This is a genomic window from Acinetobacter sp. WU_MDCI_Abxb74 (assembly GCF_025513915.1).
GTDB classification, from domain to species: domain Bacteria; phylum Pseudomonadota; class Gammaproteobacteria; order Pseudomonadales; family Moraxellaceae; genus Acinetobacter; species Acinetobacter calcoaceticus_C.
On sequence record NZ_JAHPRP010000005.1, the window covers coordinates 215,336 to 232,535 of the forward strand.

A 17,200-nucleotide genomic window follows, 5' to 3' on the forward strand; every position below is an offset into this window, starting at 1 on the left:
TGTGAAAACAAAAGTTCGAGCAGCTCTTTCTCGATTGATTCCCCATAAATATGCAATTGATGCATCAAATTTAGGGGATGATGGAGAGCTTGCTTGGACAAATTTGGGTTTGTGGAAAAATACCCAAAACTACCATGAAGCTTGTTGCCAATTGGCCGACCATTTGGCACAAGCTGTCAATTTAAATTCAAAAGATCATCTATTAGATTTAGGCTGTGGGCAGGGTGCAAGTTTATTGCATTGGTTAAAGTACTATCAGCCAAAAAGCGTAAGTGCGGTCGATTTGCAAGCCGAATGTGTTAATAAAATTCAAAAACTTATTCCAGAGATAAACCAGATTTACAGTGGTTCTTTTTTAAATTTAAAACAATTTGAATTCAAACAATTCTTCGATGTCATGCTATGTCTCGACGCGGCTTATCACAGTCATTTAAATTCATTTCTTGATTCAGTTGTTCCAGTTTTAAATTCAAAAGGACGATTAGGTTTCCATTACCTAATGCGTGCCGATTCATGTCAAAACATGACGGTGTTGCAAGAACAAAAATATCGTTACCTGCTTAAAGCGGCAGACGTGGTTTGGGATAATGTGCCAAACGAGAAAACGCTGAGAAATGCCTTGGAACAACAAGGTTTTGTCGATATTCAAATTGAAGATTTATCCGAGCAAGTATTACTCGGTTTTTCACAATATATTCAAAATCAACAAGAGAGGAATCAAAGCCGAGGGTTGGCAAACTTTAAAATTCAAATGACTGCAAAGTTATGTCGACAACTCTACCAAAATGGATATGTACGTTATATTCAGATAACAGCAATAAAAAAATAGAGTGAACTATGTCAGCCAAATATCAGGGATCGTGTTTGTGTGGAGCTGTAAGTTATCAAAGTGCAGCAGAGCCACGTTATAGCTTTAATTGCCATTGTCGAGATTGCCAGAAGGCAACAGGTTCGGCATATGCACCAATTGCTTTTTTTCATCAATCTGAATTGAAGGTGAGTGGCGAGCTTAAATATTTTGAGACTTTAGGTTCTTCTGGTCGTTCTATTAAAAGAGCATTTTGCCCGACTTGTGGTTCTCAGCTTTTTGGCTTACCTGAAATTGCCCCTGAAATGATTTCAATACGTGCAGGCACTTTAGATGATCCGAGTCTTTATCAGCCTAGGGCGGAAGTCTTTGTGAGCCAAGCCTATGCTTGGGATACGCTCAACCCAAACCTTAGACATTTTGAAAAAATGATAGAGAAGGGTAAGAAATAAAACTTAATTAAAGAAGCCCAATATTCCTAAAACACAGATTAAAATAACGCTACTCATCGCTAGAAATAATATAGTTTTTCTATATTTTAGTTGAGGCATTTTACTTACAAAGATAATTAGACATGCAAGTACGATCACTAAGGGTTGAAAAAGATATACTGGTAAAGTAAACATTTGAGTTCCTTCTTGTTTTTAAATTTATTTTAGAAATAAAGTGAAAGGTTCATTATATATTTTTCTTATCTAATTGATGAACTGAACTTTTTTAAAATTCATTTTTTTTTAATTTTAAAGATAAGTAAATTGAGCTTAAATTTAAAAGAACCATGTACGCTTTTTCGTACATTCATTCAGGAAATTTGCGTCTTTCTATGATCTCATGAATTGCCTATGATGAATTCATCAGGAACAGGAAGTTCCGAAACGTAAAACAACAATAATAAGTTTAAGCATCAGGACGTGAGGTATTACAGGAAGTGTACCTAGTAACGAAATACGAAAAAAGCCCAACAGGATGTTGGGCTTTTTTCATTTTGTATTAATAAATTTGTTTTCCACCTAAGGCAGCACAATCAACAGGTGTATTCCATTTTACGGCAGTTCCTGTGAGTACCGGACGTACAATACGCCATGGCCAGAATCCAAATCTTTGGCTTTGATGATAATTAATCACCACATCTGCACCATATTTACGGGTAACCATAGCTAATTTAGGTTTTATTTCTTCAAAACCACCATAGGTTCCTTTTGCGGCTTTAATACGTTTGATTACTTTATAGTGTTCGGCTGAAGGGTTACCCTCAATTAAGCAAACTGGTGTTTGCATTTGGGGTTGAGATGCAGCGTCTTGAGCATGTATTGTTAAAGGTAACCCTAGAAATAAAGCAGGTAAAATAAAACGGAGTTTCATATTTTTCCTTGTTGGTATCATAATGAATTAAAGTTTATAAATAGGTCTTATTAACATGACCTTATTTGGTGGCGCATTATAATCATATCTTTTTCATATTTTTTATTTTAAAACATATTTTTTTAATAAATTAGAAACATAATTTTTTGTCTTTAAAGGCATAAATTGGTTTTTATAACATCATTTTTAAGCTTAGATTTATAATAATTATTTATTAAATTTAAAAACAGAGTTTTGAGAAGAGCTTTTTATCAAAAAGATATTTTTAAAAAATATAATTAATATAGTTTGTTTAAAATTAAAGCGGCAGAAAAAGAAATGGTTGCTGAATTGCAGAACTATGAAAAGTAGTTTGAGGGGTTTAGGGCAATAGATCTGCACTTTATTCTTTTGGTAATAACTATAAATTTTTGAGTATTGCAAAATTTATAGGTAACAAAAAACCCCATAAATCAAATATTCATGAGGTTCAATGATGGTGCCGGCACACGGATTCGAACTGTGGACCTACTGATTACAAGTCAGTTGCTCTACCAACTGAGCTATGCCGGCAACGTGGAGTGAATTTTACAGTTTCTTAAAAAAAATACAAGCCAAAAAATGAGCATTTAAATTTTTTCTATCAATTTTTAAATGCTTGTACGCTTAAGCTTTAGAAATTACTTAAGGCTTCAACACATAAATAAAAGAATCAACACGTTCACCACTATTTAAAGTGACTTGCAAAGGTACTCTTTCATATTCTTCACCTTCAAAATCATCAAGCAATTTCCAATTCGAATCTACGTATTCCGAGTTAAAAATAAAACCTTGAACTTGATTAGCACTATTATCAAGCACAATTCCCGGATAACCCAAATCTGCGCCCCAACCTTCGTTACGCAAGGTTCCATTTACTCAGCCTTCTGCCCATTGTCCACCAATATTTTCAAGGATATGAGCGTTAGGTCGGTCCGGACCTAAAGTGCCATAAACAAATAAACTCGACATATGAGGTTCATTTAAATTAAAAATTAATGAGCTTTTGCGTGTGAGGTATAAACCGCTAAAAATATTCCAAGTAATGAAAGTACAACGGTTAAACCTACAATCGCGCTCCATCCGCCGTGTAACCAGAACCAGCCACCTGCCGAGCCAACAATGCTCGAACCCATATAGTAAAAAAGTAAATACAGCGAACTGGCGTGGGCTTTGGCTTGTTTGCTTTCAGCACCTACTGAGCTGCTTGTGAGTGAGTGGGTAATGAAGAAACCCGTTGTAATAAACGCAATACCAATAATAATGCCGAAAAGGGAGGTGAGCAGCGTCATGAGGCTGCCCACAATCATTAAGGCAAAGCCACTCATCATCATGGTTTTTTTACCGAAGCGGTCGGCTAGACCACCTGCTAATGAGGAAGACACCATACCGAAGCTATACGACAAGAAAATAAGGCTAATTTGCGTTTGACTCAGTGAATAAGGCGCTCCACTTAAACGGAAAGTAGCGTAGTTAAACAAAGTGACAAACACACTGGTTAGCAAGAATCCAATGGCAAACAGACGTAGCAATTTGAAATTACTTAAATGGGTACGCCACATTTGCATGTGAAAATCTAAATTCAAACCTTTTTTCTGGACGAAATTACGCGAAGCAGGAAGTAAATTCAAAAAGGCAATCGAGCAAATAAAACAGATTGCCCCAAGTAAGCCTAAAGCAGTGCGCCAAGAAAAATATTCAATCAAAACGCCCATGCCAACACGGCCCATCATTCCACCAAAGGCTGTACCTGCAATATATAAACCCATGGTTTTACCGAGGTGTTCAGGTGCGATTTCTTCAGCAATCCAAGCCATGGTGACGGCGGGTACTCCACCGAGTAACAGACCCTCTAGTGCTCGCGCTATCAGTAAACTGTGCCAGTTAGGTGTAAACATAGCCACAATATTAAGAATAGCTGCACACAGCATTGAGCTGAAGATCACACCACGGCGGCCAATCGCTTGTGAAAAAGCGCTCGATAGGACAATTGAAATCGCTAAAAAGGCAGTCGTTAAAGACAAGGCTAAAGAACTGCTTGCAGGGCTAATCTGGAAGCTTTGGCTAAACGCAGGCAAGAGTGGTTGTACACAATAAATCAGAGAGAAACTAGCAAAGCCTACCAAGAATAAAGCGAAACCAGCGTGCTTATAGGCTTTAGTACCTTTGTGAATCCACTCGCGGGAAAGAACAGAAGTTGCTTCAGTGCTTAAGGTACTGGGTGTAGATGAAGAGCTCATATCATGACCATGACATAAAAGGAGTACGGCGCCTTTAGGCGTGCTGCATCGAGAAAATTCGATAAATTAAAATTAGCAATTTAGATGGTATTTTTCTAATATATTTAACAAGGGATCATGATATGTTTTATATATAGCTATGGAATTAAGACATATACGCTACTTTTTAGCAGTAGTAGAAGAAAAAAACTTTACCAGAGCGGCGCTTCGTTTAAATATGAGTCAGCCGCCTTTAAGTATGCAAATACGCGACTTAGAAGAAGAGCTAGGTGCAGATTTATTTATTCGTTCCCCACATGGGGTGGAACTGACCGAAGCTGGGCTTGCCTTTTTTAATGCCATTCAGCCAGTACAGCAGCGTGTAGAAGATGCAGCGAACTTAGTTAAACAGGTGGCAAATGGTGAAGTCGGCCAATTGCGCTTAGGTTTTACTGGTACTTCAATGTTGAATCCTTTAATTCCTAAATGTGTTCGCTATTTTCAGCAGCAATATCCTAAAGTGAATCTTAAGCTTGAAGAAGCGAATACACTGCTACTCATCGATTTACTGCTTGAAGACCGCTTAGATGTCGCAATTATTCGATCACCACGCCACGTTCCAGATAACTTAATTATTCAAGAGTTATTGGCTGAACCTTTAATTGCCGCTTTGCCTTCTGAGTTTTTTAAACTAGATGATTCATCAAAAGAAATTGATTTAGCTTCCCTGCGAGAGATTGATTTTATTGTCTCGCCACCTTCAATCAGTGCAGGGCTTTTTGATGCGATTAAACAAGCCTGTCAAAGCTGTGGCTTTGAACCTAAAATTGGACAAAATGCCCCACAAATTGTGTCAATTTTATCGTTAGTGTCTGCAAACTTGGGGGTATCTTTGGTTCCAGAGTCGACCAAACAATTGCAAATTCAGGGTGTAGCTTATCGCTCTTTGCAAGCGCCAGTACCTACCGTGGGTTTAGGACTTGCTTATAAAAAACATGCCCCTTCACAAATGGCGATTAACTTTGCCAGTGTGGTGCAAGTGGCTTGCCACCACGCAGACGAATATCAATGAAATTGGCTGACTTATGACTTGGGTGCTCTGTTCATTAAAAAGATGCCTGAAATAATGAAAATCGCGCCATATAAAAACGATAAGGTCGGTTGCTCATGAATGAACACCCAAGCCATCAGTGCTGCAAAAATTGGCTCAGAAAGTTCGGTCACTTGGACTTTTGCCGCGGGTAAATATGTTAATGCTTTTGTGGTGCAATAAAATCCAAGAATGGTAGGCAGAACTGCCAAGCCAATTAAACCTAAAATAATATTAGTGCTAAAGTTTATGCTATGAAAATTGATTAAAAAGGGCACGGCAAGATAAACACTACCAAAAAGTAATAAATACTTAGTGAGAAAAATTCCGCCGTTTAATCTGAATTTTTTGATTAATACTGAAAATAGACCATAGCCAATACCTGCAATAGAGGCATTGATAAGCATTAATAAACTATTTTCACCTTTCCATGAAATTACACTAATACCCGCTATAGCTAATAATGTTCCAGCAATAGAATGAATATAAATACTTTCTTTTAAAACTAACCTGCCAAAAAATAAAGCTGAAATAGCGGCTGAAGCCATTAATACCACGACCACATTGGCCGCAGCACCATGGTTGTAGGCAATAGTTTCAAAAAAGAATAGCGAAAAAATTCCTAAAAAAGCACATATGGCAATTTGTACAAAAACACTGAGCTTGCTCGGAGTGTTACTAATGTATGCAATCTTTTGGCTAACAGGGACTTTAAATAAAAAAACACTTAAAAAGAAAAAGGCAATAATGGTTTTTAAAAAGGCAATATCTTGTGGGTTTAAACCACTATGCATGAGTAATTTACTAATCACACCAATAGAGGCATTGAGTGCAGCTGCACAGAGCGCAAATAGGGTTCCGATAATTAAATTATTCACTTTTATAATACTTCCATATATTTAGCCACAAGGATTCTACATTATTTTTTGTAATAATATAGCCCTGTTAAATTCCTTCTTTTCCATGAAGTGTAAGTTATTTAAATTTTGTTGGTGGTGAATATTAATTGGAATTAATTTTTTTGTTTAAACAATATTGTTGCTTAATTGTTAATTGAATTTATTACTTTTATTTTTGATTAATAATACTTCTTTTAGTTAGAAATTCTAAAAAATAATATTTTGTTGACATTTTATAAAATATATTTAAACATAATATTTGCTTGTTTTAAGTTTAATTAATAACAATCTTAATTCGAGCTAAATAAGTATTTAATACTTGGATAATAATTTAAATATAACGGAGATAAAACGTGTTTTTTTCACAGGAAAGTCTGAAAAAATTAGAAAGTGCGGTTGATCATGCTATGCATAGCGAGTTTAAAAAAGATGAAATTATGCATAAATTTCATAATGAAGACTGGTTCGATGAAAAATATTATAAACGACATATTTTAGAGTGCGTTATTCGCATTCATATGAATAATGAGTTAGATGCAAATGCTGTACGCGTTGCAGCAATCAATAATATCTCTGCTGCAAAACAGCTTTCATATTATTTATATGATGAATTTGGACACGATGAAATGTTTGGTCAAGACTTGACTAAATATGGATATTCTTCAGATCAGATTATTTCAAAAAATGCATTTCCTGAAACATGGAAACTGATGGGGTATTTAAACTTTTGTGTAGAGAAATTTGGTGCATTGCCAGCAGTCGTTTGGGACTGGTTCCTCGAATATTATGGCGACAAATTTAATAATTTTATTACGCAAAAAGCGGGTGTTCATATGGGGAATCAGGCTGTATCGGGTGCAGCTTCGCATGTTGCATTTGATGAAGCTGAAGACCATAGCGGCATGATGACAGATATGCTTTCTTCTGTAATTAAAACACAAGAAGACTTTGATCTTGCAATCAAGCATATCAATAGCTTTGTTCCGATGGTAGGAGAGTATTTTCAGGCTGTGCGTGCTGAAACCCTTTCATAGCAATGGAATTAGAATATGCCAATGGTGAATGTTCGCATTAAAGAGCATATTTTCATTGCTGATTCTGAGCAGCCTCTTATCAATGCAGTGCCTGATAGCACGGTGATGAAAGGCTGTTTAAAAGGTGTGTGCCGAGTTTGTCGATGTAAACTAAAAGGTGGAGTCGTATATGAATCGGGAAACCAAGTTGCCATAGATAAAGAGTTCTTGCCTTGTATTAGCTATGTTCAGAGCGATGTCGAAATCGCACCATTGGTGAATAATTTTAGTGTGGCTCAATTAATAACTAGAAGTTTTCTTTCTGAAAATATTGTTGAGCTCACATTTAAAATTAAAAGGACCTTCTTTAGTTCTAAAGCAATTGTAAATATCAAACACCCATCAGAATCTTTAATTCGAAGTTACTCTGTGGTTTCACTGGGTGTGAAAAATTATGATTTTTTTGTTTTGCACATAAAATTAAGACCAAATGGAATATTTTCTAACTTATTTCAAAAGCTAGCGATTGGTGACCAATTAGAATATAACCTGAATAATCATATAGAACCTGAATACGAGAAGGCCATATCTACGCTTAATATTGTAAGCGGTGGAAGTGGCATGGGTGCTGCACTTACTCGGGGATTGGATCTCATCCGAAAAAATCCTATTTCTAAAGTGAATATCTATGCGATTAATCGGTCAGTTTTAAGTCATTATCATCAACATTGCGTCAATGTTTTTCGAGAGCAAGTTGAAGCTGAGGTCAATATTATAAATATCCCGTTTTGTACGTGGACGAATAATGGATTTGATTTTTCAAATTATTTGGACTCTCACGAGTTAACTGTGGGTGTCGGTTCTACCCCAATAATTAATAAAATTTTAAATCAGCCTCTGTGTGAGTTGGAAAGTTTTGGTCCCTAACGGAGACTGTAACAATGACTGTAGTAGTTATAGAACCTATTTCTTCAGGCATCACTTATTTAAATGCCGCTCAAGAATTAGGTATAGATTTATATGTTTTTTCTACTGACGAAGGAGAGTGCAGCATTGATGGAACAATGCGACAAAAAGCAAAAGAAATAATAAAAATAGATACCAGTGATTTTCATAGCCAACTCTCTAAAATTAATGAGTTAAAGACAGTAAGAGCGATATTACCGGGGGTTGAATATGCTGTACCTATGGCCGCACAGCTAGGCAATTCATTTGCTAAAAACTCTCTTGAATATACAACAGCGCAAACGGTTCGAAATAAATTCAAATTTCGTGACAAGCTAACCAAGTCAGGCTTGAGCGATATTAAATATGCCTTGATTTCACAAGGTAAAGAGATCTGCTTACCTCAAGGGTTTAAGTTTCCTGCTGTAGTGAAGCCGGTTGATATGGCGGGCAGTATGTCTGTTAAAAAAGTCTCTGATCTTGATGAATTATTAAGAACAGTTGAAGCGATCTGGAAATCTAAACCGAATGATATTGGCTTCTATGCAAGTGGTGATTTAATTGTTGAAGAATACATTGTAGGGAAGGAATATAGTGTCGAAGGAATTGTCCATACAGATGGAAAAATAACATTTGCTTCACTGACAGAAAAACTATTAGGCCCAGAACCTTACTTTGTCGAAATTGGGCATATTGTGGGTAATAAATATGACGGCCAATTTTCTGAACATGTTTTTGATTATGCCGCAAAAGTCATTCAAACCTTAGAATTAAACATCGGGCCTTTTCACCTAGAACTGAGAGTTACACCTCAAGGAAAAGCGATTGCAATTGAGTTAGCTGCACGTTTACCGGGCGACAATATTGTTGAGTTAATTAAACTGGCGACTAATTTTGACCTCGCACAAGCTGTACTGAGCGAATACCTCGACCTGCCATATTCACCTTCAATAGAGAAAAATATGGTCTCTGCAATTGCCTTTATTCCGCAAGGCAACCACCGTCTTTTTAAAGGTTTTAGTGGCTTAGACCAATTATTAGAAGCACCTGAATGTGTACACCATCACTTCTACTATGAAGCAGATGATGAACTCGCGTGTAACCATGATTGGACCTCACGATTAGGCTACATCATTCTCCGTTCTGAAAGTGAAGATAAGATCCGTAGTTTAGTCACACATATACATGAGCAGGTGAAAGTCATATGAAACATGTATTAATCATCAATAGATATGACGATGAGTTGTCTGACTTTAATAAATATATAGATCACGATGCTGTCCATGTCTCTTATATTTCATTAATAGAAACGATGCGCTATATCACCTCTTCAAACTGTTATTGCATAGCGGGTTTAGAACGATTAAATGAAGAGGATGTATTAAAAGAAGCCGTAAAGATCTATGAAAAAAAGCCAATAGATTACGTGATTGCTATCTCGGAATATGACCTCGATGCAGCCGCTCGCATTCGAACTGAATTGAATATTGTGGGTGCAACGGTTGAAGACAATTTGTTGTGCCGTAACAAGAAAAAAATGAAGGATGCTTTAGCTCATTCTACTGTCCGTTATCCAAAATATGCAGAAGTGTCTTCACACCAAGACATTGAGAAATTTCTGCTAGAAAGTGGTTCATCGATTATTTTAAAACCTCAGGTAGGCGCAGCTTCTGAAGGCGTAATAAAAATTAGTGAGTCGCAAGATATTCCGCATTTGTCTTCCTATGCAGGCTATGAAGTAGAGGAATTTATTGAGGGAGATATCTATCACGTTGATGCGATTATTTCTGACAATAAAATGCCTTACTTTAAAGTCTCAAAATATATTAATACCTGTTTAGACTTCAGAAACGGTGCGCCATTAGGTTCAGTCACGATTGATAATTCTGAATTCATTCAAAAAGTAGAAAGATTTACTTTAGACGTATGTAAATTCTTAAAATTAAAAGATCAGGCGATTCATCTCGAATTTATTGAGTCTAAAGGTGAGCTGGTCTTTTTAGAGGTGGGCGGGCGAGTCGGTGGAGGGGAAATTCCGTTCATTACATTACGTAATGAGTCAGTCGATTTATATGAAATGTGGATTAAGGCGGCAATGAATATTCCACAAGAGCCAGTAAATACGAAAATCACTGGTTTTCTGATGATGCCGAATCCCTATAGTTCTGGCTTTTTATTTAATGGCATTAAAGAATTAGAGAATGAAACGATTACTTATCAGTTAATTCAAAAAAGTGGCGACCATAACAATTTTAGTTATGAAAATATTCCTGCAAAAATTCATTTTATGGGAGAGAGTCAAATACAGGTGGAAGCTGCAATTAAAAGTAGTATGAAAATTTTACAAAGTGCAATTTGTCAAAATCATCACTCTAATTTTCACATGAGCGAACCTGCTTAAAAGAAAAATAACGGCTGTGTTTATCATTAATTCCTGAATATAAGAGGCCCGAGCTTAAAATGTTCGGGTCTTTTATATCGCTTGTTCAATGAATGATGAAGCATCGATTTTTAAGTCTTGTAATGGACTTTTGTTGCAGAGAATTGTGATTTATCGAACTAGCTCATATTATATAATTAGTTAATTATTAAAGAATTTTAAAAATGATTAAATCTGTTATTTCAGGTTGCGCGGTTCTGACACTTTCGGCTTTGTCGGGTACCCATGCAGAGTTTTCTTTTGCACAAGAGCTACAGCAAAGCTGTAATAAAGTGAAGCAATACGCGAGTTTAGGTAAGAAAAACTACGACCAAAAACAATATAAAAAAGCCCTAGAAAATTTTCAAACCCAAGCCTCTTGGACAGCGTTTTGTAAAGCCAATGCAGATGAAACTACGGTTAAATTTACTGACCGTGATATTGAGGTTGCTAACAATAACGTGGGTTTAGCCAATGCCAAATTGGGTCAGCCACTTTGGGCAAGATCGTGGTTTATGCTCGATGACAAATCAAAATCGAGCCAATTTAACCTTAAGCAATTACCTGCACCTAAAGCCTCAAATGATTTGTCTGGTGAATACGTACGTTACTCAGGTTTTGGCGAATGGGACCACATCACGGTAAGCCGTGAGAAGGGGCAATATGCAATCAGCTATACTGGTTTATATATGGGCCTTAGAAGCTTAATTTACGGCCCGAACATGGGTGAGTTTGACACCAAAATGCCGAGCAATAAAAAGCAAATCGTCTATAAAGATCAAGACTGCCGCATTCAGCTCGATTTTAAAACCAATGCGAAATTAGGAAACTTCATTCAGGCAAAACAAGACAGTGGTGACTCGGGTTGTGGCTTTGGACACAACGTGTATGCAGACGGAACTTATTTAAAAGTTGAGTCTGGAAAATAAGTCTAAAAATATAGGGAATTAAATGATGAATATATTTGCACGGTTGTTATTACTTTCTACGATTGCGCTTTCTTCTCAGATTTATGCAGAGCCAACGAGCGTATGTAAAGAGGTGAAATTCCAAAAAGCCGATCAGGCTTGGGGTGGACACTATTATTTAAATGGTGTGATGGAAGTCGGTTCGGAACTTTTACTTCAGCCAGACGGCAAGTTTAAATGGATGTTAGCTTATGGCGCTTTAGACCAATATGCCGAAGGGACATGGTGGAAAAATGGCAACTGTATTGGTTTAAAACCAGACTCTAAATTCAAAAAGAATTTAAGTATATTTCCTGAAAGCCTGACGATTTCTGAAAAATCGTTAGACATAACTTGGAACGATGGACGCCAGCAGGGCAGTTATAGCAAAGACTAAATAAAAAAGTCCGACACTAAGTCGGACTTTTTTTATAGCTCATATTTTAATGATTGACCGCAGCAAGTTGCTCAGCGTTATAGCGTGCGCCCATGTTTGGGTATCTCGCAATAATTGCGTCGATTTCTGCCAAATCTGCTGCTGTTAAATCAAGGTCTACAGCACCAGCATTTTCCACAAGTCGCTCGATTTTACGCGTACCCGGAATTGGGATAATGTCTTCACCTTGCGCCAAAATCCAAGCCAAAGCCAGTTGAGCCGCTGTCGCGTTTTTGCTTTGAGCAAATTCGCTAAATGCTTGCGCTAAGCTTTGGTTATTTTTCCAGTTATCGCCTTGATAGCGTGGTAACTGGCGACGGAAATCGTTTTCTTCTAGGTTGCCCACATCGAGTGTATTGGTAATTAAACCACGTGATAGCGGTGAATATGGCACAAGGCTAATGCCTAACTCGCGAATAGTTTGCAAATGGGTTTGCTCAAACTCACGGGTGAGTAGCGAATATTCATGTTGAACCGCTGCAATCGGGTGAATCGCATGTGCTTTGCGAATGGTTTCAGCCGACGCTTCACTGAGTCCTAAGTAGCGAACTTTACCTTGTTGGACCAAGTCAGCCATGGCGCCAATGGTGTCTTCAACTGGAATATTCGGGTCAATGCGGTGCGCATAATACAAATCAATCACGTCTGTATTTAAGCGTTTTAAACTGTTTTCGACCGCAACTTTAATCCACTCTGGAGAACCGTCGATATAAGACTCTAATGAGTTTTGTGGGTTGGTGTTGTCTTCTTTATAGCGAAAGCCAAATTTGGTCGCCAAAAACACTTTGTCGCGGTGTTTTTCTAAAACTTTTGAGAGCAATACTTCGTTTGCGCCGTTGCCGTACATGTCGGCGGTGTCCCAAAAGTTAATACCGAGGTCTAAGGCTTTTTCTAGGGTTGCAATGCTTTGTGTGTCGTCTGAGGCACCATAGGCAAAGCTCATTCCCATGCAACCTAAACCAAGTGCTGATACTTTTTCGCCTGTTTGTCCTAAAGTTCTATATTTCATTTTTCACACTCTTTTTTGCAAAATCACTTGAGTAGAAAAACTATAAAATGCTTTGGCTCAAACTGACGTATAACATTCAAACCAATAATTATAAAATTCAAACAATCTTTTTTAGGCCACACAATCTTCACGGAACTTTTTAGGCGAAAATCCGGTATTTTTCTTAAAGAAATTGGTGAAATACGCTGAATATTCAAAGCCTAAGCTATAGGCAATTTCGGAAATATTCCAACTGGTGTGTTGCAATAGCGCTTTGGCTTCTTGAGTAATGCGTGAGCTAATATGTTCAGACGTGGTTTTGCCTGTGGCTTCTTTTACAGCTCGGTTTAAATGGTTTACATGCACCGACAGACCATAGGCATAGTCATTTGCTGTTTTGAGTTTAAGCTGAAAATGGGGTGAGTCGATTGGGAACTGACGTTCTAATAATTCAAAGAATAAATGGCAAATCCGAACCGCAGCATTACTATGTTTTTCAAACTGTTGGGTCGGTTGCATTTTCATGGCTTCATGCACAATCAGGTGCAAATAGTTTCTTAAAACGTTGTATTTATGAATATAGTCTGAATTTATTTCAGTCATCATCTTTTTGAAAATAAATGAAATTTCATCAACCTGTTGGTCGTTTAAAAAATATAGTGGGTCGCCGTCGACTTTAAACAGCGGTGAGTCTTTTAAAAAACTTTGTCGAGACTCTTGGTTTACAAACTCTTCGGTAAATAGACAAAACCAGCCAGCTTGTTCAGGCGAATTAATTTCCCATGCATAGGGAACCATCGGGTTTGAAAACAGTAAAGCAGGGCGGTCGACTCGTATCCAGCGGTTGGCGTAGTGAAGGTCACCTGTGCCTAAAACCAGTGAAATTTTATAATAATCGCGGCGACTGTAAGGCGTGAGAAACGAGCAGGCATCACGTTGGAACACGTTAAAATGTCCAAACGAAGTCGATGGAACCGAGTAATCGCTATCTCTGGTTAAAGAAAAGCGGCGATAAAAATCATGTATGGTTTCCATGTCTTTGCCTGCATGCGTTATCAATTTATTTAAAGTTATAAAATTCAAACTTTATTTACTGTAGCTTTTATTTAAAGCGTGATCAATCGGTTCATTTAAGCAGTTTTGAAAGTGAATGATAAATTAACAATGAAATGATCAGACAAACTAAACTTTAAGAAAATATATTGTTAAATCACTATGCCAATGAAAAACAAAAATAATCTTTATAAATGAATAGCGAATATCACATTGACACTCCAAAACTCGCGGATTATCCTTTGCCTGCTGGCCTACATTGCCAGTCGGTCTTAGCAGGCCGCGGTACAGATTACATCAGATTTATTCCTTCTGAGGGAGAAGTTTGCGTGTATTCAACTCGTCTCCCTCACGTTGCGGTAGGGCGAGAGGGGGACACCTTCGGGTGTGCTGGTTCTGTACCCAGTCTGCTAACCCCCTTTCGTTCTGCCACCATCTTTTAGCAGAGATCGGCAGAATCCTTATTTGTACAGGAATCCGTCATATGCGTACTAATTCATCTCTCTCATTGGCAACCTTTGCCAAAATCTTTAGGTCTATACCCAACTGGTTTTTAAAAAGGTTTAACAGACTCTAGGTTTTAAGCCATAGGTCATTACGACTAAAAAATCATAGCAACAATAAAACCCGAGATAGGCGAGCACACCATTTTTGTGCAGCTTTTGCGTGCCTGTTTTTAGCGCTCAATTTAAGAGTGACGGCATTTCTATCTCTTTTACATACAACAAAAAATTATTTTAAACGGTATAAAAATGCCAAATTTAGAAGCTTCATTTAGAGCATTAAGCGTGCTCCACGCGGCAAAAGATTTATTTAATCAAAATGGGTTTTACATCGGGATAGATCGAATTATTGAGGAAGCCAAAATCCCCAAAGCCACTTTTTATAACTATTTTCACTCCAAAGAAAGGCTCATTCAGATGAGCTTAACTTTTCAAATAGATGCCTTAAAACATGAGGTGTTTTCAATTATTTATTCATACCGTGAACTCATGGCATTCGATAAGCTCAAGAAAATTTACCTTTTACATGCGAACTTAGATGGCTTTTATCGGTTACCGTTTAAAGCTATTTTTGAAATTGAAAAGATCTATCCAGCAGCATATAAACTCGTTATTGACTACCGAAACTGGTTCATTAAAGAAATTCATAAATTCCTTTTAACTGTTAAAGCGACTGCTACAGTTGAAGATGCACACATGTTTTTATTTGTGATTGATGGCGCGATGGTTCAGCTTTTGGGGACTAATAACACTGACGAAAGGGATGCATTACTCGACTATTTTTTAAGTCGGGTGTGATGGGAGCGAGGCCCGACGGGAGTTGGGCTTTTAGTAGCTAAAAGAAATTTATTCTAATTTAATATAAAGGCACTCAAAAAGAATGCCTTTATAAATATTTTAAGTTTTAACCTTTACACTTAAACACGTAAAGTCATCTGATGGATCTTTCTCAATTCTTTTTCGCAAACTATTTATGAAAGCAGAAGGACTATTCATTGTATTTTCAGAAAACTTAGCCTTTTTCTGCCAATGATTATAAGCACCATCAGACATAAGTAAGATATTTAAGTATCCATTCTCAATTAAATTTTCGATAGGAATACTTATAATATCAAAGCTTAATTTAAAGGATTTTGTTAAAGCATTAGTTAACACACTCGACAAGCGCTCTTTATGTTGTTGTAGTTTCCTAACACTTAATTCTCCTTCATCTAATAGCTCTTGATATCTTGTATGATCTTTTGTTAGTTGTTGTAATTTATTATTTTTCTTCGCATAAGCTCTACAATCTCCTACATGCCCAATTACTACATTGTCTGCTTGAATATGCACAACTGTAAGTGTGGTTGCTGACTGACTATATTCATCATTAATAGAAGATAGCTCATCTATTGCAGCTTTAGCATCTTGAAAAGCACTTTCCATAGAAAACTGCTTTGCTTTAAGTGTCTTATTGATTGCATTAATAGCGCATTCGGAAATTTTATTTGCATTATTTGAAGAACCTACTCCATCAGCAATTGCAAAAATGATATTTGAATCTAGATCATAAGTTGGGTGTAGTAAAAAGTCTTCATTTACTTCTTTATTAGGTTTTGGAAAACTAAAGCTTCCAACTTCAACGATGTAATACATTTTAAGAAGCCTCTCTCATACACTCTAAAGCTTTATCGAACGATATTAGTAACTCATCTACTGTGCAATATCGATCCTCTTCAAAATATTGTGTACATTTAGTAATGAGGCTTCGAATGGCTAATGGAGCAGCCCCACTATAGATATCATTAATTATTTTTCCTAAAGCAAAAATATCACTTTTTTTAGAAAAGGTTCCGTTATCAGAGATTTCTGGTGCTCGGTAACCATCGCTACCCATACCATTAGGTCTAAATTTAGTCTTAATTTCAGCTCGTATAGAATTTAAATCTTTTACTAATCCAAAATCTGAGATTTTATATTTTCCATTGTCATATTTCAGAATATTTTCTGGTTTTAGATCTCTATGTATGTAGCTATTATCATGAATTAATTTCACCCCATTTAAGATCTGTCTAATAGCACTTATTTTTTCATAATCATTTAGGCCATTTTCTATAGCTTTTCTTAAATTACACTGAGCAAGCTCCATAATAAAATATGGCCTTTCAATATCTTTTTTAAAAAGTACTACTGGGGCTATTGATTTGTAATCAATTGAATTTAAAGTATATTGAGTTTTTATTTCAACAATAAATCTCTCTCGTAGATCTGCTATCTCACGCACAGTGGTATTATCGTTTTCTGGAGAAGGCGAAAAATATTTTCTAGCATACTGATTCACACTCTTCTTTGATTTGCTATAAACATTAACTTTATAAACCTCACCAAATCCACCTCTACCTAAACGTTCAAGATCTTCTATAAAATAATTTGCGCACTCATCCACTAATGAAATCCTGTATATAGAATTTTAGAAAGAGTAAATATAATACCCTTAAGTTAAAATATTTGGTTAAAAAAT

At 36.7% G+C, this 17,200-nt stretch carries 17 protein-coding genes, 1 tRNA gene and 1 pseudogene; 10 read left to right on the forward strand and 9 right to left on the reverse strand.

Features of this window, described 5'->3' with window-relative positions; all coding sequences use genetic code 11:
• The first annotated feature begins 1 nt into the window (after position 1).
• Both KTH84_RS11090 and KTH84_RS11095 read left to right on the forward strand, forming a co-directional pair.
• Entirely contained in the window at positions 2-829 is an 828-nt protein-coding gene (locus tag KTH84_RS11090) for an SAM-dependent methyltransferase (RefSeq protein WP_262473137.1), read from the forward strand.
• An 8-nt stretch (positions 830-837) separates the two neighbouring features.
• A complete protein-coding gene (locus KTH84_RS11095) occupies positions 838-1,260 on the forward strand; it encodes a GFA family protein (RefSeq protein WP_262473138.1) in 423 nt (140 codons plus the stop codon).
• A 538-nt stretch (positions 1,261-1,798) separates the two neighbouring features.
• On the opposite strand, the gene KTH84_RS11100 is transcribed toward KTH84_RS11095, so the two are convergent.
• From KTH84_RS11100 to KTH84_RS11115, 4 genes and pseudogenes are all read right to left on the reverse strand, one after another.
• Positions 1,799-2,170, reverse strand: a complete 372-nt coding sequence (locus KTH84_RS11100; protein WP_262473139.1) for a hypothetical protein — start codon at positions 2,168-2,170, stop codon at positions 1,799-1,801.
• 476 nt (positions 2,171-2,646) lie between these two features.
• Positions 2,647-2,722 (reverse strand) — tRNA-Thr (locus tag KTH84_RS11105).
• A 111-nt stretch (positions 2,723-2,833) separates the two neighbouring features.
• Positions 2,834-3,160, reverse strand: a pseudogene (locus tag KTH84_RS11110) (gamma-glutamylcyclotransferase).
• Between the two features lie 23 nt (positions 3,161-3,183).
• Positions 3,184-4,428 (reverse strand): MFS transporter, encoded by a 1,245-nt coding sequence (locus KTH84_RS11115; RefSeq protein WP_262473140.1) that lies wholly within the window; start codon positions 4,426-4,428, stop codon positions 3,184-3,186.
• Between the two features lie 139 nt (positions 4,429-4,567).
• Here KTH84_RS11115 and KTH84_RS11120 point away from each other — a divergent pair, with 139 nt between their 5' ends.
• Entirely contained in the window at positions 4,568-5,479 is a 912-nt protein-coding gene (locus tag KTH84_RS11120; protein WP_262473141.1) for a LysR family transcriptional regulator, read from the forward strand.
• Between the two features lie 11 nt (positions 5,480-5,490).
• Here the strand turns inward: KTH84_RS11120 and KTH84_RS11125 are convergent, their stop codons facing one another.
• Entirely contained in the window at positions 5,491-6,375 is an 885-nt protein-coding gene (locus tag KTH84_RS11125; RefSeq protein WP_133971382.1) for a DMT family transporter, read from the reverse strand.
• Positions 6,376-6,749: 374 nt separating this feature from the next.
• Here KTH84_RS11125 and KTH84_RS11130 point away from each other — a divergent pair, with 374 nt between their 5' ends.
• From KTH84_RS11130 to KTH84_RS11155, 6 genes are all read left to right on the forward strand, one after another.
• Positions 6,750-7,430, forward strand: coding sequence for a hypothetical protein (locus KTH84_RS11130; RefSeq protein WP_003653956.1), 681 nt, complete (start codon positions 6,750-6,752; stop codon positions 7,428-7,430).
• A 15-nt stretch (positions 7,431-7,445) separates the two neighbouring features.
• Positions 7,446-8,336, forward strand: a complete 891-nt coding sequence (locus tag KTH84_RS11135) for a 2Fe-2S iron-sulfur cluster binding domain-containing protein (protein ID WP_262473142.1) — start codon at positions 7,446-7,448, stop codon at positions 8,334-8,336.
• A gap of 14 nt (positions 8,337-8,350) precedes the next feature.
• Positions 8,351-9,562 carry an acetyl-CoA carboxylase biotin carboxylase subunit family protein gene (locus KTH84_RS11140; protein WP_262473143.1) on the forward strand — a complete coding sequence of 404 codons (1,212 nt, stop codon included), beginning with the start codon at positions 8,351-8,353 and terminating at the stop codon, positions 9,560-9,562.
• Positions 9,559-10,755 (forward strand): acetyl-CoA carboxylase biotin carboxylase subunit family protein, encoded by a 1,197-nt coding sequence (locus KTH84_RS11145; protein ID WP_262473144.1) that lies wholly within the window; start codon positions 9,559-9,561, stop codon positions 10,753-10,755. The genes KTH84_RS11140 and KTH84_RS11145 overlap by 4 nt, the downstream gene beginning before the upstream one ends.
• Before the next feature lie 203 nt (positions 10,756-10,958).
• Entirely contained in the window at positions 10,959-11,702 is a 744-nt protein-coding gene (locus tag KTH84_RS11150; RefSeq protein WP_262473145.1) for a hypothetical protein, read from the forward strand.
• 22 nt (positions 11,703-11,724) lie between these two features.
• A complete protein-coding gene (locus KTH84_RS11155) occupies positions 11,725-12,117 on the forward strand; it encodes a hypothetical protein (protein WP_262473146.1) in 393 nt (130 codons plus the stop codon).
• 46 nt (positions 12,118-12,163) lie between these two features.
• Here the strand turns inward: KTH84_RS11155 and KTH84_RS11160 are convergent, their stop codons facing one another.
• Together KTH84_RS11160 and KTH84_RS11165 are read right to left on the reverse strand one after the other, a co-directional pair.
• Complete coding sequence (locus KTH84_RS11160) at positions 12,164-13,165, reverse strand: aldo/keto reductase (protein WP_262473147.1); 1,002 nt, start codon at positions 13,163-13,165, stop codon at positions 12,164-12,166.
• A 111-nt stretch (positions 13,166-13,276) separates the two neighbouring features.
• Positions 13,277-14,179, reverse strand: a complete 903-nt coding sequence (locus KTH84_RS11165; protein ID WP_004639845.1) for a helix-turn-helix domain-containing protein — start codon at positions 14,177-14,179, stop codon at positions 13,277-13,279.
• A gap of 770 nt (positions 14,180-14,949) precedes the next feature.
• On the opposite strand from KTH84_RS11165, the gene KTH84_RS11170 reads away from it, so the two are divergent.
• Positions 14,950-15,498, forward strand: a complete 549-nt coding sequence (locus KTH84_RS11170; RefSeq protein WP_262473148.1) for a TetR/AcrR family transcriptional regulator — start codon at positions 14,950-14,952, stop codon at positions 15,496-15,498.
• A gap of 99 nt (positions 15,499-15,597) precedes the next feature.
• Here the strand turns inward: KTH84_RS11170 and KTH84_RS11175 are convergent, their stop codons facing one another.
• Together KTH84_RS11175 and KTH84_RS11180 are read right to left on the reverse strand one after the other, a co-directional pair.
• Positions 15,598-16,335 carry a PP2C family protein-serine/threonine phosphatase gene (locus tag KTH84_RS11175; RefSeq protein WP_262473149.1) on the reverse strand — a complete coding sequence of 246 codons (738 nt, stop codon included), beginning with the start codon at positions 16,333-16,335 and terminating at the stop codon, positions 15,598-15,600.
• 1 nt (position 16,336) lies between these two features.
• Complete coding sequence (locus tag KTH84_RS11180) at positions 16,337-17,125, reverse strand: protein kinase family protein (RefSeq protein WP_262473150.1); 789 nt, start codon at positions 17,123-17,125, stop codon at positions 16,337-16,339.
• Positions 17,126-17,200 lie beyond the last annotated feature (75 nt).